Below are 21,605 nucleotides of genomic sequence, written 5' to 3' on the forward strand. Positions count from 1 at the left end.
GTGTGACCGACACTCCGTCATCACGTCCCGCGTATCGCAACGGCGCGGGCAGCAGCGCGCTGGTCGCGGGCATCGTCGCGCTGGTCTGCGCGTTCGTGCCCTTCGTGGGTGACATCGTCGCCGTGCCCACCGGCATCCTCGCGGTGGTGTGCGGATGGGTCGGTATCGGCCGGGACGAGGACGGCACGGCCACCAACGGCCGCGAGGCGATGATCGGAGCCGCGCTGGGCGGCGCCGCACTGTTCGTCGTCTTCGTGTCCTTCGCCGCCACCACCCTCTGAGCCGACGGAGTGCCGCCGTAACGGCGCGGAAACCGAGAAGACCGACGAACGACACGGGCAGGGCCGACACTGTGTCCCATGGTGTCGTTGTCGAGGTTCACTCGCGGTCGGGCGGGCACGCATCCGGTCGACCACATTCCCCCGCTGTCGGTGCTGGCTCCACTCGGCCTGCAGCACGTGCTCGCGATGTATGCGGGCGCGGTCGCCGTCCCTCTCATCGTCGGCAGCGCGCTGGTCGCTGCGGGGGAACTGCAGTCGAGCGACCTGCCGTACCTCATCACGGCCGACCTGTTCGTCGCCGGGATAGCGACACTGATCCAGGCGGTCGGGTTCTGGCGCTTCGGGGTACGACTACCGCTGATGCAGGGCTGCACCTTCGCCGCGGTGACACCGATGATCGCCATCGGCTCGCAGTACGGCGTCACCGCCATCTACGGTTCCGTGATCGCGTCCGGCGTGTTCATGATGGCGCTGGCGCCGGTGTTCGCGAAGCTGCTCCACCTGTTCCCGCCTCTGGTCACGGGCACGGTCATCCTGATCATCGGCCTGTCGCTGATGCCGGTGGCGGCCGGATGGTTCGGCGGCGGAACGGGATCCGAGGACTTCGGTGATCCGAAGTACATCGGGATGGGCGCACTCACGTTGCTGATCATCCTGCTGATCGAACGGTTCGCTCCCCCGGCCGCCAAGCGACTGAGCATCCTGCTCGGACTCGTCGCCGGCACCGTCATCGCGATCCCGCTGGGCATGACCGACTTCAGTGGTGTGCGGGAACAGGACTGGGTCGGCGTGACCACGCCGTTCCACTTCGGATTCCCGACGTTCGAGGTCAGCGCGATCATCACCATGTGCATCGTCGCGCTGGTCATCATGACCGAGACCACGGGCGACATCATCGCTGTCGGCGAGATCGTCGACAAGAAGGTTCCGCCTCGCTGTCTGGCCGACGGTCTGCGCGCCGACGGCCTGTCGACGATGCTCGGTGGCATCTTCAACACGTTCCCGTACACGGCGTTCGCGCAGAACGTGGGGCTGGTGGCGATCACGGGCGTCAAGACCCGCCATGTGGCCACGTTCGCCGGCGGCATCCTCATCCTGCTGGGGTTGCTGCCGAAACTCGGTGCCGTGGTGGAGGGTGTGCCGCTTCCCGTGCTCGGTGGCGCGGGCATCGCACTGTTCGGCATGGTGGCCGCGAGTGGCGTCCGCACGCTCGCGCAGGTGTCGTTCAACAACACGAACATCCTGGTGGTCGCCGTCGCGGTGGGCGTCGGACTGTTGCCCACGGTGTCGCCGGACCTCTACGACCGGTTCCCCGACTGGTTCCAGACCATCTTCCATTCCGGCATCAGCGCGGGTGCGCTGTGCGCGGTGGTCCTGAACATGCTGCTGAACTCGGAGTCGTTGCGCGACAAGCTGTCCACCGACACGGATCCGCCGGCCCACGACGCTGTGCGTGGACCGGCGCTCTGATCGATCCGTCGGTCAGGACGACGCTGCGCGGAGCTTCTCGAGCAGTGGCCCGGCGGCCTCGGCAAGGAAGCGCTCCTGGGCCTCGTCGCCGACCTGCACGAGTGCGATGTCGGTGAAACCGGCCTCCCAGTAGGGCGCCACCTTCTCGACGATCGCATCGAGATCCGGTCCGCAGGGGATGGTTCCGGCCACGTCCTCCGGCCGGACGAACTGTGTCGCACCCGCGAAACCGGCCGTCGTCGGCAGGTCCGCGTTCACGGCCCACCCACCCGCGAACCAGCGGAACTGGTCGTGCGCGAGCTCGGTGGCCGCCTTCTCGTCCGGACCCCAGCAGATGGGGATCTGACCGATCTTCTTCGACTCCCGGTTCAGGCCCGTGCCGATGTGCCTGGCCTTGTCCCAGCCCTCGACCAGCTCGGACTTCGGCTCCGTCGAGATCATGTGGTCGCCGAGCGGCGCGAACCGCTCGATCGACTTCGACCCCGAGACCGCGATGCCGATCTCGAGCGGGTGTTCGGGGGTGTCCCACAGGCGCGCCGAGTCGACGCGGTAGTGCTCGCCCTGCCACGTGATCAGTTCACCCGACTGAAGTTGCCGGATGATCTTGACCGCTTCCTCGAACATGTCCTGACGCTTGTCCACCGAGGGCCAACCCTCGCCGACGACGTGCTCGTTCAGGTTCTCGCCGCTTCCCAGGCCCAGCGTGAAACGGCCGTCGGCGAGGATCTGCAGCGTTGCCGCCTTCTGCGCGACGATCACCGGGTGGTACCTGATGATGGGGCAGGTCACGTACGTGTAGAGGCCGACTCGGGACGTCGCCTGCGCCACCGCGCCGAGCATCGTCCAGGCGTAGGACGCGTGTCCCTGCGACGACAACCAGGGTGAGTAGTGATCGCTGGACACCTCGAAGTCGAACCCGACGTCCTCCGCCTTCACGGCGTAGTCGACGAGCTGCTTCGGTCCGCTCTGCTCGGTCATGAGGGTGTAGCCGAAACGTGTCATGGGCGTGGGTCCTCTCTAGATGGTCGCGACGGAACCGGAGTCGACGCGGTAGTTCGAGCCGTTGACGAAGCTGGCGCGCTCCGAGCACAGGAACGTGATCACCGACGCCACTTCCTCCGGGGTACCCCGTCGGCCGAGTTCCATGAACGGCCGGTCCTCCTTCAGGAAGCTCTCGATGGCCTCGTCGCGGTCGGTGCCACGCTCGTCGGCTCGCTTGTCCATCATCGCGTCCGTCATCGGGGTGTGGATGAAGGCCGGAGACACCGCGTTCACCAGGACACCCTCGGACGCATACGTCTTCGACAGTCCCTTGACCAGTGAGAGGATGCCGGCCTTGGCCGCGCAGTAGGGCAGCTCGTCGATGTAGGGCTGCTCCGCGTCCTCGGACGCGAGCAACACGATGCGTCCCCATCCGCCCGCGCGGAGTTCGGGAAGGAAGGCGCGCACGACGCGCACCGGCCCGAGAAGGTCGACCTCGATCGTCGTCGACCACCCGTCGTCGTCGATCTCGTGGAACATGCCCTGTGCGCCGGTGATGCCGGCGCTCTGCACCAGGATGTCCACGGTGCCGAGCGCCTCGACCGCCTTCGCGTGCATCGCCTCGACGTCGGCGGGCTTTGTCACGTCTGCGGCGAACGCCGTGACGGCACCCTCCGGTCCGGTGAGCTCGGCAGCGCCGGCAGCCAGCTTGTCCTGGTCCTTGTCCGTGACGAAGACCCGGACACCCTCGTCGAGCAGCATCTGCGCCGTGCACCACCCGATTCCCGAGTCCGCGCCGGTGACGACAGCAGTTCTGCCCGTGATTCCGAGGTCCATGTGGTCCTACTTTCCTGTGTCGGAGGTCGTGTGGTCGTGGCCGCTGGCGAGCGTGAGCGCAGCGTTGATGAGAGCGAGATGGGAGAGCCCCTGCGGGAAGTTGCCCAGAAAGGTCGACGGTTCGTCCTCGGCCGACCGGTCGGGATCGATCATCTCGGCGAAGAGGCCGACATCGTTGCCGCTGGTGACCAGTCGATCCATGAGTGCGGTGGCCTCGTCGTCGCGGCCGAGCTTGGCGAGGGCGCCGACGACCCAGAACGAGCAGGCGACGAACGTACCCTCGACCATCTGCATGCCGGAGTAGCGGTAGAGGTGGTCGCCGGAACCGAGTTCGTCGCGCAGAGCGTCGACGGTCCTCGACATCCGCTCGTCGTCGACGCACCGACTGCCCGCGTGCAGCAACACGGAGGCGTCGAGTTCATCCGTGCCCGGGTACCAGACGTAGGCGCCGCGCGACTCGGACCAGCAGTTGTCGTCGATCCACTGAGCGATGTGGTCGCGCTCGGTCACCCACCTGTCCGCGATGCCGGGAATCATGCCCTGCTCGGAGAGGTGCACCGCGCGGTCGAGCGCGTGCCAGCAGCCCATCTTGGAGGATGTGTAGTGCCGGATCGTGGGCAGCTCCCACATCCCGGCGTCCTTGCGGCGCCAGATGTCACACGTCGTGTCGGCGATCTCCGCGAGAAGTCGACCGGTGGGCGCATCGAGTACGTTGCCCGCGTCGACGTAGAGGGACACGATGTCGAACAGGTCACCGAAGATCCCCTGCTGCAACTGAGTTGCCGCCTCGTTTCCGTTGATCACCGGACCGACCCCGCGCCACCCCGGCACGTCGGGATATGTCGAGCCGCCCGGGATCTCACCGTTCAGGGTGTAGAACACCTGCGTGATCTGCTCGTTGCTGCGGATGATGCGCAGCAGCCACGCCACCGCGGCGTGGACCTCCTCGCGCAGACCGAAGCGGATCAGCGCCTTGATCGTGTACGCGGTGTCACGCACCCACGCGTAGCGGTAGTCCCAGTTCTTGGCGCCGGCCCACCGCTCCGGCAGCGAGGTCGTCGCCGCCGCCGCGATGGCACCGGACGGGCTGTACAGCAACAGCTTCAGTGCGAGGGCGCTGCGATGGACCTCGTCGTGCCAGGGGCCCTCGTACCGGAACTCCTCGGACCACATCTGCCAGTTGGCGATCGTGCGATCGATGCCCGAATCGACGTCCTCCGGCACCGGGAGATACAACGGTTCCACCTCGGTACCGACCACGGCCACGAGGGAGCGCGAACCGACCGCGGTGGTGAATCGACCACTGATGGAACGAGATTCGAGCTCGATGTCGTCGGCATTGAGAGTGCGCACGCCCAGAGTGACACCGTCGACGCGCAGCACCGTACCGTGCACCGTCTCGTACGACCACGGCGACGCCGTTCCCAGACACGTCCCCGGAGCGACGGACCACTCCATGTCGACACTGCCCTCGACGCCCTCGACGCGCCGTGCGAGCTCGGTCCACGGAAGGCGTCCCGCCACACCGGTGTTCAGCGAGTCCGTGACGTTCACGACGCCCGACTCGGTGGTGAACGTCGTGACCAGGACATTGGTGCCGTCGGCGTACCGACGCGTGGTCGTGAACTCCTCCGCCGGGCGCATCGAGATGTAGCCGCCGGACTCGGCGTCGAGCAGTGCCGCGAACACCGGCGCGGTGTCGAGATTGGGAACGGGAAACCAGTCGATGCGCCCGTCGTCCGCGATGAGCGCGACGGTGCGGCCGTCGCCGATCGCCGCGTAGTTCTCGATCGGTGCGTAGCCGTTCTCTCTCATTCGAGGCGCGCGATCATCGAACTGTCGATGTGCGCCAACAGGTCTGCAGGATCGTCGTACACCGCGGTGGCGCCGGCCTCGGTCAACTCGGCACTCGAGACGCCGCCACTGCGCACTCCGATACACGGGACGCCCGCGGTGACGGATGCCTTCACGTCCCACACGGAATCCCCGACGAAGACGGCGCGCTCGGCACCGACGCCGGCACGGTCCAGCGCGATGTCGACGATGCGCGGCTCAGGCTTCGCCGTCTCGACGTCCTCCGACGACGTCAACTCCGAGACGATCTCCTCGACCCCGAGAAGTCCGCGAAGGATCGCGAGTTCGTTCTCCGGTGCCGAGGTGGCGAGTACGACCTGCAGCCCGCGGTCCGCTACCGCGCCGAGCAGGTCGAGCGCACCGGGCAGCGGAGAGAGCAGGGAGGACATCGCCTCGTAGTACTGCGTGTGTAGTTCCTTCGCGCGTTCCGCCGCGTCCTCGGGTGCGTCACCCGCCAACGACGAGAGCAGCTTCGTGCCGTCCATGCCGATCGAGCGGTGAATCCGCCACGAGTCCACAGCGATACCGGCGTCGGAGAAGGCACGAGCCCAGGCGTGGACATGGGCGTAGTTCGAATCGACGAGCGTGCCGTCGATGTCGAACAGAACGGCGGGAGAAGTCACCCCCCTCGACTACCCGGGGGTGGGGGACGACAAACGGCGGGAGGGCAGCGTCACGACCGGGTGGCCGCCTCCACCGGCACCGTCTCCCCCGTGAGCGTCCTCGGCGACCAGAGCCCGTCGGTCGTGGCAGCGGCGATGCCAGGTGGCGACAGCGCCACCGAAGTGAAGACGAGGGTGCTGCCGTCCGAACACGTGAAGGTGACCGCATCAGGACCGACGGAGCATTCGAGCCCGTCGGATGTCGTGATCGACGTGATGGGCCCCGCCCCGGAGAACACCGTGGCGGAGGCTGCAGCGGGAGTGGTGGTGGTGGTGGTGGTCGGCGCCGGAGACGTCGTGGTCGTTGCGGCGGTGCTCGACGATGCAGGAATCGTCGTCGCGTCGGTCGGTGACACCACCGAGGACGCCGACGGCTGAGCGCTGGTCGTCGTGACCGGTGTCGTCGCGGCCGCTGTCGTCGCGGCCGCTGTCGTCGCGGCCGCTGTCGTCGTGACCGGTGTCGTCGTGACCGGTGTCGTCGTGACCGGTGTCGTCTCAGCCGGTGGTTCCGCTGCGGCTACTCGCGCAGATGCGGCGGTGATCGACACGGGCCCGGTCGGTCCGCCTCCGCACGCCGCGTCGACCAGCACCAGGGTGAACCTGATGTCGAGAAGGATGCCCCCGAGCAGTCCCAGCCTCAGGATCCGGCCGTTCTCCAGCACGAGGCTCGAGCGCGCAGACGACGAGTTGTCGACGACACTGCGAAGTGTTCCCGACACGCCAGGCACCACGACGGTGGACCCGCTCTGGGGGAAATCGAACGACACCGTGCCGCCCGCAGGCGGAATCGCGACGGCGTTTCCGCCTCGAACGGTGATCGAACCCCGAGGGTTCAGCGTCGTCACGTTTGCCGCACTCGGAGGGGTTGCCGTGTAGGTCGGCCCGGAGGTGGTCAGGTCACAGGATGCGGCCGATGTCACAGGCGACGGCACCGAGACCACGTCTGTCGACCCCAGGCCGAGAAGCGACAGCAGTGACGCGTACAGCGTGTAGGACGACAGAGTTGCGCGCGCGTTCACTCTCTGCGACGGGACCGTCGTGCACGGTGCCGGCGTGTTCGGCGCCCATCCGTAGGCCGCGCACGACGAGCCTTGAATCGGTGTTCCCGGAGCAGCGCCTCGCGAAGTCAGCTCGTTGGCCAACCCGAGTACCCCGGCGCTGCTGTACGGCCCGGCCGTGGTGCTGGTGACTGTTCCCGGAGCCGCTTGCGATCGCGTCGCTGCCGGTCCGGGCCACGGCGGGTTCGTTCCGCCCGCGAGCAGATCGAATGCGAGACCCGACGCTGAACCGACGCGTCCGATCTCCGCGTACGCGCTTCCGGTGCTGGGCCATGATCCGATCGACACGGTGGCCGCTGCGTGGTCCCGCCCCTGCCAGGCGGCAACGGTGCCATCGGTGTTCGAGACCACCGACACGACCGTCAGCACAGCAGCGATCAGGACCAGTGCCACCGAGCGCGGGCGGCTCACGGTACCGGCCGCTTCGGCGTTCTCGGCCAGAACATCGCCACGACGAGAGCCGCCATCGAGATGGTCAGAAGCGCCAGAACCAGGGGACTCGAGAACCACACCACCACCTTCGCGAGGCCGGGCACCGACCACAGCACCTTGCGCACCTCGGTGACGTCGTATCCGGCCGGATCTTCGTACTCGTTGGCATCGCCCTTCAGCTCGAGGAACGTTGCGCCGTCGCGGCCGGGCGAGGTCTCGACCACACGGTGCGTGACAGGCAGCTCGCCGACCCGTGCGATCGTCACGACATCCCCGGGAACGACGGAGTCCGCAGGTACCTCCCGCACCACCGCGAGTGACCCCGTCGGCATCGTCGGTGCCATCGATCCCGTCTTGAACATGATCAACGAGATGTTCAGGGTGAACGACAGAACCACCAGCACGATGCAGACGACACCGCCGAGCGCGAGAACGTTGAGAACGGCGTCACCCAGGCGGGAGAAGGCCGAACGACGCCGAGGGGGCGCTGCGTGACGAGTCGACATGGTGTGAGCACTTTCTGGTGGCGCGAAGGGGTGATCGGACACGTGGACTCAGGCGGTACCGAGGAAGGTCCACGTGGCCCGAAGGGTCGACGACGCGGCCCCGGCGGTCCACACCGCGAGGGTGTCGGGCAGCGTCATCCTGAAGCACAGAGGCACAACGGTTCCCGTGGTCGTCGGCGATCCTGCCGGGAGTACGACGGCCCCGCTCGCCGAATCGGCGGACAACGGGACACCGCCCGTGACCGAGCCGACGACGAACGATGCCGTCGAGCCGAACGAGGTGCTGTCGCACGTGGGCGATCGAACGACTGCGTACTGCAACAACGATGCGAGGCCCGAGGGCACCGACGCCGTGCCGTCGACGGTCACGGCCACCGCCGGCGACCCGGCAACCGAACGCAACGAGATCGCGCCGTAGACCGACTGACCCGGGAGCAGCGGCGCAGCCGGAAGCAGAGAGAGCACGGCAGGCGCGGCCTCCGAGTGGGTCGCGAAGGGCGCCCCGAGCGTCGCCGACTCGAAGCCGAACGGTGTTGTGCTGAATGCCGATCCGCCCAGGACCCGGTCGGTCCACGACGCCGCGACGTCGGTGGCCGAGAGTGCCGCGACGGCGAGTCCTACGACCAGACCGATCACGGCACCGAGCCGAGCCCGTCGTCCGACGACGGCGTCGTGCGTCCGCGGTTCCGCCGCAGTGTGCCGAGATGGTGCGTGACGAGACATGGGGTGACGAGACATGGGGTGACGAGGAGCAGCCGATTACGGCGTCGGCACCACGGCCTCGGCCTGGAACTGCCAGGTGACCGTATTGGTGGTCTTACCGGCCGCCTGGTCCGCGGTCACGGTCGCAGGCAGGGTCACGGCGAAGCACAGAGGAAGAGCGGTGCCGGTCTTCGGCAGCGTGATGGCCTTGGAGGCGCTTCCCGTGCCGAGGGCACTGCCGACGGGGACGACACTCGCGCCTCCGGTGATCGTTCCGGCCGCGCAGTTCGCCGCGGTGACGCCGCTGACGACCTGATAGGTGAGAAGGGGTGTCAGCGCCCCAGTCGTCGGCGTGGCCCCTCGGAGGGTCACGGCCGCGTCGTATGCGCCGCCTGCACTGGTTCCCAAGCCGACGCGCAGGGCAACCGGCGCGTACACCGTCGTGCCGGGGCTCAGCGCGGAGAAGCCCGTCGTGTAGTTGAAAGTGCCCGCAGTCTCGGCGGTGTTGTATTCCTGCCACGCCCCACTGCCGGCGGCCGAGAAGTCACCCTGCACGTTCCAGTTCTCCGCTGTGAACTGCGCGGTGCCGAACACGTTGTCGCTCCATGCAGCCAATGTCACCGCCGCTCCCACGCCGAGAACCAGCCCGCCCGCGAGGAGCGCTCGAACCTTGCGGCGACGGACATCGCGCTGGTCACGCTCTGTCTCGACGGTGAGATCGGTGGTCATGGCAGGTCCCCGTTTCGCTTCGACGAGCCATTACCGCAATGGCTGCGAGCGAACTGTAGATCTATTCTCGAAACCACACATACCGAACGTTCTTCAATTTCCGCGAACCATTGATAGGTACTCGAGGTAACACAGACCGATCGGGCGATACGACGAGGCCGTTCGATGAACCGGGCCGGGACGTGAGCCTGTCGGCGTTGCCACCGCCGCTTCGGTGCCCGAAGCAGCGAGCCGGCAGAGAATTCTGACCACACGTTTCAAACGTGATCTACATCACACACGGCAACGCCCGCCGCACCCGCTGAGGGTGCGACGGGCGGCGTCGGAAATCGGAGCGGATCAGACCTTCGCGGCCTCGTCGGCCGGGTCGTCCACCGCGCCGGCGCCGGTCGTGGGGGCGGTCTCGCCCTGTCCGGAGCGCACACCCTCCTCGACCTTCTTGCCGATCTCGGGGTCGACGTTGCTCCAGTACTGGAACACCCGCTGCAGCACAGGCTCGGTGACACCGTTCAGCGCGTGGCCGACGATGTTGCCCACGAGACGCTCGCGGGCGTCGTCGTCCATGATCTCGCGCACGAGAATGCCGGCCTGGACGAAGTCGCCGTCCTCGGGATGCTGCACGTACCCGGTGCGCACGAATCGGGGCTCGAAGTCCCAGGCACCGTCGTCGCCGTACGCGTTCGTGTCGGCGGCGGGACCACCGTACGAGTTCGGGGCGTACACGGGCGTCTCCGCGGAGTTGTAGTGGATGTTCATCGCACCCTCCTTGGAGTAGGAGTTGATCTCCGCCTTCGCCCGATTGACCGGCAGCTGCGCGTAATTGGTGCCGATGCGGTACCGGTGCGCGTCCGCGTAGCTGAAGATGCGTCCGAGCAACATCTTGTCCGGGCTCGCACCGATGCCCGGAACGAGGTTGGACGGCTCGAACGAGCTCTGCTCGATCTGGGCGTGGAAGTTCTCCGGGTTCTTGTTCAAGGTCATCGTGCCGACCTCGATCAACGGGTAGTCCTTCTGCGACCAGACCTTGGTCAGATCGAACGGGTTGTACCTGTACGTCTCGGCATCGTCGTACGGCATGATCTGCACCTTGACGGTCCAGCTCGGGAAGTCGCCGTTGCGGATCGATCCGAACAGGTCCTGACGATGATGATCGGGCGACGTGCCCGCCAGCTCGTCGGCCTTGTCCTGTGTCAGGTAGTCGATGCCCTGATCCGTCTTGAAGTGGAACTTGACCCACGACTTGGTGCCGTCGGCAGCGATGAACTGGTACGTGTGCGAACCGAAACCGTCCATGTGGCGGAACGACTTCGGGATTCCGCGGTCACCCATCAGCCAGGTCACCTGGTGCGCCGACTCGGGCGACAGGGTCCAGAAGTCCCACTGCATGTTGTTGTCTCGGAGACCGGAGTCGGGCATGCGCTTCTGGCTGCGGATGAAGTCCTGGAACTTCAACGGATCGCGCACGAAGAACACCGGCGTGTTGTTGCCGACCATGTCCCAGTTGCCTTCGGTGGTGTAGAACTTCAGCGCGAAACCGCGGGGGTCGCGCCACGTGTCGGGGCTGCCCTGCTCGCCCGCGACGGTGGAGAAGCGCGCCAGCATCTCGGTCTTCGCGCCGGGCTGGAACACCGCCGCCCGCGTGTACTGCGAGATGTCACCGGTGACCTCGAACGTGCCGAAGGCGCCTGCACCCTTGGCGTGCACCACACGCTCCGGGACCCGCTCACGGTTGAACTGCGCCATCTTCTCGATGAGGTAGTGATCGTGCAGCAGGATCGGTCCCTGCGCACCCGCAGTGAGGGAGTGCTCGTCGCTGGGAACCGGGATACCGGCGTTGTTGGTCGTGGGCCTCGGCTGTGTCATGAGTCCAGTGCCTCCTGTTCGTGGCAGACGCGAAGCGTCGCGGTGTGACGCAGAACGTCCGTCGTACCCGCATACCCGGGCAGCGACTCGCGCACACGCAGAATGTCGATCCGTTCCAGTATGACCCCTTTTCTGGAATCAGTCCAGTTACGTTCGTGGTGTCATGGCGACGGGTACAGGAGGGGCAGTCCCCGCTCCCCCACGCCCAACTCCTGGATCGACCACTCGCGGGGGTCGATCGCGTACTGGGAATGGTTGGTCGCCAACACCGACGTGCCGCGGAAGGCCAACGATGCGGGAGTGACGAGAGGCACCGCCAGCGCCGCCCTCGCCTCGGGGGACGGGAGCGCGCCGACGACGCCACGTCCGGGCTCCACGATCTCGACGTCGTTGATGATCGGGTTCGCGACCGCCACGTAGACGCGGCCCGACTCCCCGATGGCGATGCCGTCACCCTGTGACGTCGTGGCGATCTCCTCGCGAGTACCCGGACCACCGTTCCCGTCGACGCCGAGGCGGAACAGCTTCCCGCGGAAGATCGACGGGTCCGCTGTCAGGGAGATCGTGACCACGAAGACGAGGCGGCCCTGCGCGTCGAACTGCATGCCGTTGACGCTGTACAGCGACGCGAAATCTGGACTCTGGTACCAGATCCGAGCCTCACCGCCGCCGGCCGGCACCTTCCAGATGGTGGCCTGGTTCAGATCGCTCACGTACAGATTGCCCGCCGCGTCGAACACCGGGTAGTTGGGCCACGCGGGTCGATCGACAGGGCTCGGCTCGCACGGGACGATCCCCCGACCACAGGACGGCAGATCGGGGAACGTCGCGTAGACCGACTGGGCTCCCGATGCAGGATCGAGTCGTACCGCACGCGCACCCGACCAGTCGAGCGCGTACACCCGGCCCGCACCGTCCAGCGCGATGCCGTTGACCCCGTGCTCGGCGTCCGGGGAATGCCCCACGAGATCGTAGGTGCCGATCAGTGCACCGGATCCGTCGTGATGCCAGACCGTTCCCGTCGATCGGGGCCGATTCGATCCCGTCCACACGCTGCCGTCGGACGGATCGACGGCGATGCCCTCCGGCTGTCCGGGCAGCGGAAGCTCGGAGAACGTTCGTGCGCCACCGGGCGCCGGCGACGGTTGTACGGCGGGATCCGCACTCCCCGTGGCACTCCCGAACACGGTCATGGCGGCCACTGCCACCACGGTGACCATGACTCTGGTCAGAGAGAACGTCGACACGTCAGGAGCCCCCCGGCACGAATTGCGCAGCACTGTGCTGCTCCGGTGGACACTACGGTCAGTCCGACCGTCCCCTCGTGTCCACTCGTCCAGGGCCGCGTAGCGGGCATTGTGCCAGGTCACACACATGTCGGAGATGGGGGATTCGTGTGGCACTCTTCGGTCGTCGAGATGGCAGCAGTTCTGGGGGGAATACAACAATGCACAGTCGTTCGAGCAGATCTGGTCTTCTGCGGCGGGCGGGACTCGTCGCCGCTGCGGCCGTCACCGCGGTCGCCTCCTTCACGGGCACCGCCTCGGCCGACCCGGGACCGGTAGCACCGTCGACCCTTCTCGGATCGATCAGCGACGGCCCCGGCCAGTTCCACGTCTTCCGCACGGTGGACAGCGGCAATCGGCCGACTGCCGAGGACACCGCGCGGTGCAACGCCCAGTACGGCGTTCCGGCCCAGTACCTCCTCGTCGAACGTCTCGACGCCCGTATGTACACGTTCCAGTCGGACCCCGCGTCCGGCGTGCTGACCGCCGAGACGGCGCGCAACGTCGGACCTATCTACGTGTGCGACGGGCTGGGGCTCGACGGAACCCAGATCCTCGACCAGTGGGGCACTCTCGATGCTCCCGGCCTCGGCCGTCTCGACATGCGCGGACCGTGCGGCTTCGAGCTCTACCCCGGATCGCCCGGACGCGGCGCCGTCGACTGCGTTCTCCGCATCCAGCCCAACGCGTCCGGTGTGAGCGCCGGTGTCGCCACCAGCAACTCGGTGGCCAACCCGTTGCGTCTGCCCGGTGGACGCACCGGATCGGTGTGGACGCTGTACTCGCTCGGCGAGGGCACCGCGCCCGTCGATTCGGCTCCGCCCGCCGGAATCCCGCAGCCGACGGGCCCGATCGCCTACAACGTGACACGCGAGGTGAACTCCCGATCGGTGGGATCGTCGCCGTCCTGTGCGGGAGGCGAGCGCACCACCGAACTGCACGCGGCGAGTGTGGATCCGGCCACGGGCGCGGCCTCGACCTCGCCCAGCGAGATCACGGCCGCGACGGCGCGTGTCTGCTACTCCCCGACGGCGCAGCCCGAATTCGGTGCTGCCCTGACCGTCACGTACGACAACCTGCCCGGTGGCCCGCTGACGGTCGAGGGACGCGGTCAGTGCCGCCAGAACTCGCTGCCCGGCATCGCCGACGTGCAGCAGAGTTGCGGCCTCACCCTCCCGCCGAACCCCGCACGCGGACTGGCCGGCGGACAGGTGACCATCAACGGACTGGTGCCGGCCGGTGACCCGGCAGGGTCCGCCAACTCGGCGATCTGGACCACCTCGCTGCTGGGACCCATCTCCGGCAAGTGACCGAACGGGACAGGCCCCGATCTCCGCGAGGAGGTCGGGGCCTGTGTCGTCTCGGGGTCGAGCCCGCGCGAGTCAGCGGTTCCGACCCACCACGGTGAGCGGGAGTCGCAGTGCGCCGGGTGCTTCGGCGGGAACCACGGGAGCGACGGGGCGGACCGGGGCGAGGGGTTCGTACCCTGTGCCGACCGGCGGACGCTGATCGTTTTCTCCCTTGTTCGGCCACAGGGCCATCGCCCGCTCAGCCTGGGCGGTGATGGTGAGCGACGGATTGACGCCGAGGTTCGCGCTCACGGCCGATCCGTCGACGACGTGCAGACCCTCGTGCCCGAACACCCGGTGGTACGCGTCGATGACGCCCCGTTCCGGCGTCGCACCGATGACACAACCACCGAGGAAGTGCGCGGTCATGGGAATGTCGAACACGTCCGCGAACGAGCCACCCGGGTCGCCGCCGATCTTGTCCGCGGCCTTCCTGATCGCGATGTGCCCCTCCGGAATCCACTTCGGCGGCGGGCTGCCACCTCCCGGGCGAGAGGTCAGACGCCGACCGAATCGACCTTTCCTGGAACCGAGTTCCAGCGAGTTGTCGTCGGTCTGCATGACGAGCGCGATGACGGTGCGTTCCGACCAGTTCTTCACCGACAGGCTGCGCACGGTGGCGGCCGGGTGGCGCAGCGCGACGCCCAGCGTCTTCAGCGGTCGCGGCAGCCTGCCGCCGCCGTCACTGAGAACGGTCTGCAACAGTCCGATGGCGTTGCTGCCCTTGCCGTATCGCACCGGCTCGATGTGCGTGTGATCGTTGGGGTGGAACGACGAGGTGATCGCCACGCCCTCCGTGTAGTCGATCTGCCGGTCACGCGCCGTCGCGGCCAGCACCGCTTCGGAGTTGGTGCGCACCACGGACCCGAGCTTGTCCGACAGGTGGGGCAGATCTCCGGTCTCCTTCATCGCCAGCATCAACTTCTGGGTCCCGTAGGTGCCGGCGGCGAAGACGACGTGGTCGGCCGTCATCACGGTCTCCTTGCGCCGCAGCTTCGCACCGGTGCGACGCGTCCGCACCTCGTATCCACCGCCCTCGCGGGGACGCACCGAGGTGACCGTGGTCAGCGGATGCACCATGGCACCGGCCTTCTCGGCGAGGTAGAGGTAGTTCTTCACCAGGGTGTTCTTGGCGCCGACACGGCAGCCCGTCATGCACGCACCGCACTCGGTGCAGCCTGTCCGGGTGGGTCCGACGCCACCGAAGAACGGGTCCGGGACGTCGCGACCCTTCTGCCCCGGCTGACCGAAGAACACGCCGACCGGTGTGGTGCTGAACGTGTCACCGACGCCCATCTCCTCGGCGATGTCGCGCATGACCTTGTCCGCGGGGGTGATGGTCGGGTTGTCCTCGACGCCCAGCATCCGACGCGCCTGCTTGTAGTACGGCGTCATCTCCGCTTCCCAGTCGGTGATGTCACCCCACTGCGGATCCTCGAAGAAGCGGCTCGGGGGCTGGTACAGAGTGTTCGCGTAGTTCAGCGATCCGCCGCCGACACCGGCTCCGGCCATCACCAGGACATTGGGGAGCAGGTGGATCCGCTGCAGTCCGTAGCACCCGATCATGGGCGCCCACAGATACTTCCGCAGTCGCCAGCTCGTCTTGGGCAGCTCGTCGTCCTCGAAACGACGACCGGATTCCAGGACACCGACTCGGTATCCCTTCTCGGTCAGACGCAGGGCGGAGACGCTGCCGCCGAAACCCGATCCGACGACGATGACGTCGTAGGTGTTCTTCATATTGCTGCCTTCTCCGACGGTGTACTTCCCACAGTTCGGCCGACGTCCGGCCCTCCGCGCGCCCGCATCGTGCGGTAGTTCTCGATGTCGAACGCGGCGGTCGCCTTGCGGAACTTCCACGTGAAGGTCGGCCACATGGCCGAGTTCCGTCCACTCGCGTCCAGGTACCAACTCGAACACCCACCGGTGTTCCACACCGTGCCGGCCAGGTCGGCGTCGAGAGACGCGTTCCACTCGTCGACCGCGGACGGACTCACGTCGACGGCATCGACGCTGCGACGCGTCATCTCGCGCAGAGCGGATTCGACGTACGCCGACTGGGACTCGAGCATGTAGACGATCGAGCTGTGTCCCAGGTTGGTGTTCGGCCCGTACATGAGGAACAGATTCGGGAAGCCGGCCATCGTCGTACCTCGGTAGGCGCGCGGGCTGCCGCCCCACCGCTCGGCGAGAGTTCGACCGTCGCTGCCGCGCAACAGATGTGCGACGGGCGGCTCGGTGGGGGTGAAGCCGGTACCGAAGACGATGGCGTCGACCTCGCGCTCGCGTCCCGCGGCGTCCACCACACCTGTCGGCGTGATCGAGGCCAGACCGCTGTCCACCAGTTCGACGTCCGGTCGCTGCAACGTGTCGTACCAGTCGTTGGACAACAGCATGCGCTTGCAGCCGATGGTGTAGCCCGGCGTGAGGCGCTTCCGGAGTCCGCCGTCGCGCACCTTCAGTCGGAGGAAACCCGTGGCTATCGTGTGCGCGATCGACAGAAGCTTGGGCCGCTTGGCCATCATCTCGACGTACATCTCGCGGTACGCGTAGATCGCACCGCGCTGCGCCTCGAGTGTCCACGGCGCGCGGCGGTAGAACCATCGCTCGATCGGACCGCGCGTGCGGTCCATGCGCGGGATCACCCACGCCGGGGTGCGCTGGAAGACGTGCAGTTGCGACGTGACCGGGGCGATCTCGGGAACGAACTGGATGGCCGACGCACCGGTGCCCACGACGGCGACACGCTTGCCGCGCAGGTCGTAGTCGTGGTCCCACGTCGCGGAGTGGAAGGTGTGGCCGGCGAATGTGTCGAGGCCCGGCACAGCGGGCAGCTTCGGCGTCGAGAGCGTTCCCGTGGCCGCGACCAACACTCGGCAGGTCAGATCACCCTTCTCCGTGGTGACGTCCCAGACGCAGCGTTCCTCGTCCCACTGCGCCCCGAGCAGCGCGCAACCCGTGACGAGACGGTCTCGGATCCCGAAGTCGTCGGCCACCCCGCGCAGGTACCGATGGATCTCCGGTCCACGAGCGAAGGTGTGGCTCCAGTCGGAGTGCGGGGCGAAGGAGAACGAGTACAGCGACGTCGGAACATCGCACGCGACACCGGGATACGTGTTGTCGCGCCAGGTCCCACCGACGTCGTCGGCACGCTCGATCACGAGCACGTCGGCGGACGGGTCCTCGCGGAGCACCCGCGCCGTCACACCCATACCGGCGAATCCCGATCCGACGACGAGAACATCGACGTGCGCGGGCAGTGTGGTCGTCACAGCTCCGTCACCGCCCGCTCCCACTCCGGCAACAATCGTGCACGCATCGCGTGTTCCTCCTCGGGGGTTCGGAAGATGGCCGACACGGCCATCCCTCGTGCGAGTTCGATACTCAGGTCGAAGGCAGCGGGAGACATGCTGTCCCCGTAGAGCTCTCGGCCGCCTTCCTGCAACACCTCGGTCACTCGACGCTCGAGTGGTTCCACCGCGGCGTGCAGTGCCGCATCCGTGCGGGCGGCGACCCACAGTTCGAGCGCCGCGTGGAACAACGGGCCGGAGAAGGCGTCGAGCAGGAGCGCCGGGCCGACGGGCCCACCGCGGTGGACCCCGACCAGCTCGTCGAGGCGTCGCTCGACGAGCCGCTCGACGGCCGCCACGACGAGCGCTTCCTTCGTCGGGAAGTGGTGGAGCTGAGCACCGCGGGACACACCGGCCCGACGTGCGATCTCCTGAGTGCTGGCGCGGGAGTATCCGACGTCCACCAACGTGTCGATGGCGGCGTCGAGAAGCTTGGCCCGCGTGCCGGCGGTGCGCTCCGCCTGCGTCCGGCGGGCGGGCTGGGCAGCCGGCTCGGTCACGGCGGTGGTCTCGGTCACATCTGCGACCATATCGGCTTTCTTACAAACAGTCCAGACTGAATGTAAGTGAGTTCGCCGGAGTTCAGGGCGGGCCGACCGTCACCGCCCGGACAGGACCTCGAGCATCGATTCCACCGCCGTCGGCCAGCCGTACTGCTCCGCCCTCGCCCTGGCCGTCGGCCGTCCGCCCGAGGGGAGCGCCAGGGTCGCGGCGATGCCCTCGGCGAAGTCGCGAGAGCGATTGGCCACTGCTGCGCCGCAGTCCGGGGTGACGATCTCGGCCAGCGCGGACGTTCCCGACACCACCGCGGGTGTGCCCGACGCCAGTGCCTCCAGGGCCGCCAGCCCGAACGTCTCGTGCGGTCCGGGAGCGACCGCGACGTCCGCCTCGGCGAGCAACCGCGCGACGCGCTCGCGGTCTGAGACGAACCCGGCGAAGTGCACGGGCAGACCCTCGGCGCGCCGCTCGAGCGCGGACCGCCGCGGACCGTCGCCCACCACCACCAGGCGTGCGTCGATGCCCTCGCGGCGCAGGTGTGCCAGGGCGTCGACGCTCCGCTCGGCGTGCTTCTCCACCGACAGCCGTCCACAGTGCACGAGCCGGATCATCCGTCCCTCGTTGCGATGGCGACGCGACGGGTGGAACAACTCGAGGTCCACCCCGAGTGCGATGCGGTGTGCGTCTGCGCCGATCCGGTCGAACTCCTCCTGCGCGAACGCGGTGGTGCACACCACCGCGTCGTGACCGAGGACGGATCGACTGTTGGCGACGTCCGCCGCCGCGCGCGCCACCGGGACGGGCAACACCTGTCCGAGCAGTCGGTCCAGCCTCTCGTGGGAGATCATCACGCTGCGAATCCCCCTGTGGCGCGCCCACGTTCCGAGGCCACGCAGGGTCAGACGGTCCGAGATCTCGAGCACGTCCGGTCGCAGACTCGCCGCGACGTCGGCCGTCACGGACGGCCTCGCCACCCGGTAGCCACCGGTCATCGGGAGCCGGGTGGACGGGACGGTGATGCGATGCACCCCGGTGGCGGACATCGTCTCGGAGTGGACGTCGCCGGGCACGATGACCGTCACCTCGTGGCCGCGAGCGACATAGCCGGCTCCGAGTTGGTCCACGGCCGTCCGCAGACCGCCCGAACGAGGTCCGTAGAAGTTGGCCACCTGCACGATGCGCATGCGGCCCAGTGTCGAGGTGAGCCGTGTACGGACGAGGACCGCGCCGAGAACGTCGCACGAACACTCACGTCGAGCATTCCCCGTCGTCGCACGACGGCGGCACGGGAACCCGGCACCGGCGCCGCACGTTGCCGTGGTGTCCGACCCGCGACGACACGTCACCGACGAAGAAGAGGTCCCACGATGACCAGCCCGGCCCGCAGGCTCACCCGTTCACGTCAGAGCAAGCTCATCGCCGGAGTGTGCGGCGGTCTCGCCGAGCGCTTCGGTCTGAGCGCAGGACTCGTGCGCCTGCTGTTCGTCCTCTCGTGCATCCTTCCGGGACCGCAGTTCGTGATCTACCTGGTCCTGTGGATCGCGATCCCCAAGTCGTCCTACTGATAGTTCGATCAGTTCGAGAGTGAGTGCACATCGGGCGCCGTTCCCGTGGCGGGTTCGTATTCCGATCACCGACAACATCTTTGACCAACGGTTGGAGAGGGTCTACTTGCGGCACGACTGACCTGCACCTACTGTCGAAGTCGATTCGTCGCACGTGCGGTGTCGTCACCTCGTCCACCGTGCGCTCACGTCGAAGTGCGAGGCGTTCGAGCCCCGGGGCGCCCGGCACCACACGGCCACTCTCGAGCAGGCTGTTCGCCACCACCCTGGCGCGCGGCCGGCAAGGACACGATGTCTTACCACGGCGGTTTCCCGCACCACGGTGATCCTTCGGGCCGCGGCGCTCGACCTCGTCCGGGCACTCTCCCCGGTCCCGATCGCGCCCGCGGTCGCTACACGTGGCGCTATCTCGACACCGACGACGCCGCCCGCCTGTGGGACGAGGTGACCGACTGGGTGTGGTGGCTGCGTGACCGCTACGAGCTGACCGAGCGCATCCCCCGCTGCTGGTACCGGCACGGACCGGTGGTCGAGGAGTTCACCGCCGTGTTCGCGTCCTGGAGCGAGGCCTACGGCGGCGAGAGCGGACTGTCCCGCTGGCATTCGCAGGACCTGTGGCCACTGATCGAGCGGCTCGAGGTGATCGCCGGATTCGAACAGTGTCAGGCCGACGGGTGCTCGCACGACTCCGGCTTCCTCCACGCTCCCGAGGGCACCGAGGCGGTCATGGAGCCGCTGGTCGACTCGTCGGGCCGCGATGCCGACGAGCCGGTGTCCACGGTCGATGCGATGGTGGTCGGTGTCGTCGACGAGAGCGTGATGCTCTCGGCCGTGGTCAGCGGCGAGGCGACAGCGCTCGACGCCGGTCTCCCCCACGGGCGCTACCGACTCGACGGACGCCTGTGGACCTGGAGTTCGATCCTGGGTGGGTACGTGCCGTCACGCGACACGCACCGCACCCTGCGCGCCCTCGAGAGCTGAGCGCCCGCCGAACCCGACCGGCCTCCGGCCTTCCCGCCGAACCCGACCGGCCTCCGGCCTTCCCGCCGAACCCGACCGGCCTCCGGCCTTCCCGCCGAACCCGACCGGCCTCCGGCCTTCCCGCCGAACCCGACCGGCTTCCGGCCTTCCCGCACTACCGAACGAAGAGTTCGGCGATCTGAATCGTGTTGAGGGCAGCACCCTTGCGCAGGTTGTCGCCGGACACGAACAGCGCGAGTCCGCGACCGTCCGGCACACCGGGATCCTGCCGGATGCGTCCGACGAGCGACTCGTCGGCGCCGGCCGCCTGCAGAGGCGTCGGCACGGCCACCACGCGCACGCCGGGAGCCGACGACAACAGTTCCGTCGCCCGTTCCACGGACAGCGGGTTCGCGAACTCCGCGTTGATCGACAGCGAGTGGCCGGTGAACACGGGAACGCGGACGCACGTGCCGCTCACCAGCAGGTCCGGCAGACCCAGGATCTTGCGGGACTCGTTGCGCAGCTTCTGGTCCTCGTCCGTCTCGCCGCTTCCGTCGTCGACGAGAGAGCCCGCGAGCGGCAGGACGTTGAACGCGATCGGCGCGGTGTAGACCGTCGGATCGGGGTACGCGACGGCGCTGCCGTCGTGCACCAGCTTCTCGGCGTCGGCCACCACGGCGCGCGCCTGCGTCGCCAGTTCCTCGACACCGGCGAGACCGCTGCCGGACACGGCCTGGTAGCTCGAGACGATGAGCCGCTGCAGCCTGGCCTCGTCGTGCAGCACCTTGAGCACCGGCATCGCCGCCATGGTGGTGCAGTTGGGGTTCGCGATGATGCCCTTGACGAGATTCTTCGTCGCCTCGGGGTTCACCTCGCTGACCACGAGCGGGACGTCGGGATCCTTGCGCCACGCGGAGGAGTTGTCGATGACGGTGACGCCGGCGGCGGCGAAGCGCGGCGCCTGCTCGCGGGACATGGTGGCGCCGGCCGAGAACAGCGCGATGTCGAGCCCGGTGGGATCCGCGGTGGACGCGTCCTCCACGGTGATCTCGCCGTCGCCCCACGGCAGGGTCTTGCCGGCGGACCGGGCGGACGCGAAGAAACGGATCGAGGCGACGGGAAACTTACGCTCCGCCAACAAGGTTCGCATGACGGCGCCGACCTGGCCGGTCGCGCCGACGACTCCGATGTGGAGGCCGGTGGAATTCGTGGTCATGGT

20 protein-coding genes are annotated in these 21,605 nt (G+C 67.8%); 5 read left to right on the plus strand and 15 right to left on the minus strand.

Features of this window, described 5'->3' with window-relative positions:
• Positions 1-2 precede the first annotated feature (2 nt).
• Positions 3-281, plus strand: coding sequence for a hypothetical protein (locus tag J4E04_RS21305; RefSeq protein WP_027506667.1), 279 nt, complete (start codon positions 3-5; stop codon positions 279-281).
• A gap of 78 nt (positions 282-359) precedes the next feature.
• Positions 360-1,751, plus strand: coding sequence for a nucleobase:cation symporter-2 family protein (locus J4E04_RS21310; protein ID WP_490149579.1), 1,392 nt, complete (start codon positions 360-362; stop codon positions 1,749-1,751).
• A gap of 12 nt (positions 1,752-1,763) precedes the next feature.
• On the opposite strand, the gene J4E04_RS21315 is transcribed toward J4E04_RS21310, so the two are convergent.
• The 10 genes from J4E04_RS21315 to J4E04_RS21360 all read right to left on the minus strand — a co-directional run bounded on the left by J4E04_RS21315 (position 1,764) and on the right by J4E04_RS21360 (position 12,622).
• Positions 1,764-2,753: an LLM class F420-dependent oxidoreductase gene (locus J4E04_RS21315; RefSeq protein ID WP_490149580.1), complete on the minus strand. Its 990-nt coding sequence runs from the start codon at positions 2,751-2,753 to the stop codon at positions 1,764-1,766.
• Positions 2,754-2,768: 15 nt separating this feature from the next.
• Entirely contained in the window at positions 2,769-3,569 is an 801-nt protein-coding gene (locus tag J4E04_RS21320; RefSeq protein ID WP_027506665.1) for an SDR family NAD(P)-dependent oxidoreductase, read from the minus strand.
• A gap of 6 nt (positions 3,570-3,575) precedes the next feature.
• Positions 3,576-5,384, minus strand: coding sequence for a glycoside hydrolase family 15 protein (locus J4E04_RS21325; RefSeq protein ID WP_222647555.1), 1,809 nt, complete (start codon positions 5,382-5,384; stop codon positions 3,576-3,578).
• Entirely contained in the window at positions 5,381-6,046 is a 666-nt protein-coding gene (locus J4E04_RS21330) for an HAD family hydrolase (protein WP_490149581.1), read from the minus strand. The genes J4E04_RS21325 and J4E04_RS21330 overlap by 4 nt, the downstream gene beginning before the upstream one ends.
• A gap of 50 nt (positions 6,047-6,096) precedes the next feature.
• Positions 6,097-7,554 carry a hypothetical protein gene (locus J4E04_RS21335; RefSeq protein WP_490149582.1) on the minus strand — a complete coding sequence of 486 codons (1,458 nt, stop codon included), beginning with the start codon at positions 7,552-7,554 and terminating at the stop codon, positions 6,097-6,099.
• Positions 7,551-8,081, minus strand: coding sequence for a signal peptidase I (locus J4E04_RS21340; RefSeq protein WP_490149583.1), 531 nt, complete (start codon positions 8,079-8,081; stop codon positions 7,551-7,553). The genes J4E04_RS21335 and J4E04_RS21340 overlap by 4 nt, the downstream gene beginning before the upstream one ends.
• Before the next feature lie 48 nt (positions 8,082-8,129).
• Positions 8,130-8,804: a hypothetical protein gene (locus J4E04_RS21345; protein WP_490149584.1), complete on the minus strand. Its 675-nt coding sequence runs from the start codon at positions 8,802-8,804 to the stop codon at positions 8,130-8,132.
• A gap of 36 nt (positions 8,805-8,840) precedes the next feature.
• Positions 8,841-9,512, minus strand: coding sequence for a SipW-dependent-type signal peptide-containing protein (locus J4E04_RS21350; RefSeq protein ID WP_490149585.1), 672 nt, complete (start codon positions 9,510-9,512; stop codon positions 8,841-8,843).
• A 339-nt stretch (positions 9,513-9,851) separates the two neighbouring features.
• The gene (locus J4E04_RS21355; protein ID WP_027506659.1) at positions 9,852-11,375 is read right to left on the minus strand and encodes a catalase; all 1,524 of its coding nucleotides are present in this window, start codon (positions 11,373-11,375) and stop codon (positions 9,852-9,854) included.
• A 161-nt stretch (positions 11,376-11,536) separates the two neighbouring features.
• Entirely contained in the window at positions 11,537-12,622 is a 1,086-nt protein-coding gene (locus tag J4E04_RS21360; protein ID WP_490149586.1) for an SMP-30/gluconolactonase/LRE family protein, read from the minus strand.
• A gap of 200 nt (positions 12,623-12,822) precedes the next feature.
• Between J4E04_RS21360 and J4E04_RS21365 the strand changes: the two genes are divergently transcribed.
• Positions 12,823-13,971 carry a hypothetical protein gene (locus tag J4E04_RS21365; RefSeq protein WP_027506657.1) on the plus strand — a complete coding sequence of 383 codons (1,149 nt, stop codon included), beginning with the start codon at positions 12,823-12,825 and terminating at the stop codon, positions 13,969-13,971.
• 72 nt (positions 13,972-14,043) lie between these two features.
• On the opposite strand, the gene J4E04_RS21370 is transcribed toward J4E04_RS21365, so the two are convergent.
• The 4 genes from J4E04_RS21370 to J4E04_RS21385 form a co-directional block, all read right to left on the minus strand.
• Positions 14,044-15,750 (minus strand): GMC oxidoreductase, encoded by a 1,707-nt coding sequence (locus J4E04_RS21370; protein WP_222633313.1) that lies wholly within the window; start codon positions 15,748-15,750, stop codon positions 14,044-14,046.
• Positions 15,747-17,222: a flavin-containing monooxygenase gene (locus J4E04_RS21375; RefSeq protein WP_051613577.1), complete on the minus strand. Its 1,476-nt coding sequence runs from the start codon at positions 17,220-17,222 to the stop codon at positions 15,747-15,749. Before J4E04_RS21375 ends, J4E04_RS21370 begins: the two co-directional genes overlap by 4 nt.
• Before the next feature lie 56 nt (positions 17,223-17,278).
• Positions 17,279-17,890: a TetR/AcrR family transcriptional regulator gene (locus J4E04_RS21380; RefSeq protein WP_056443296.1), complete on the minus strand. Its 612-nt coding sequence runs from the start codon at positions 17,888-17,890 to the stop codon at positions 17,279-17,281.
• Positions 17,891-17,959: 69 nt separating this feature from the next.
• Positions 17,960-19,042: a glycosyltransferase gene (locus tag J4E04_RS21385; protein WP_490149587.1), complete on the minus strand. Its 1,083-nt coding sequence runs from the start codon at positions 19,040-19,042 to the stop codon at positions 17,960-17,962.
• 183 nt (positions 19,043-19,225) lie between these two features.
• Here J4E04_RS21385 and J4E04_RS21390 point away from each other — a divergent pair, with 183 nt between their 5' ends.
• Positions 19,226-19,423 carry a PspC domain-containing protein gene (locus J4E04_RS21390; protein WP_027506653.1) on the plus strand — a complete coding sequence of 66 codons (198 nt, stop codon included), beginning with the start codon at positions 19,226-19,228 and terminating at the stop codon, positions 19,421-19,423.
• Between the two features lie 291 nt (positions 19,424-19,714).
• Positions 19,715-20,404 (plus strand): hypothetical protein, encoded by a 690-nt coding sequence (locus J4E04_RS21395; RefSeq protein ID WP_056443289.1) that lies wholly within the window; start codon positions 19,715-19,717, stop codon positions 20,402-20,404.
• Positions 20,405-20,558: 154 nt separating this feature from the next.
• Here the strand turns inward: J4E04_RS21395 and J4E04_RS21400 are convergent, their stop codons facing one another.
• The gene (locus J4E04_RS21400; RefSeq protein WP_490149588.1) at positions 20,559-21,602 is read right to left on the minus strand and encodes an aspartate-semialdehyde dehydrogenase; all 1,044 of its coding nucleotides are present in this window, start codon (positions 21,600-21,602) and stop codon (positions 20,559-20,561) included.
• Between the last annotated feature and the right edge of the window lie 3 nt (positions 21,603-21,605).

It is taken from the genome of Rhodococcus sp. NFXS4 (genome assembly GCF_058139645.1).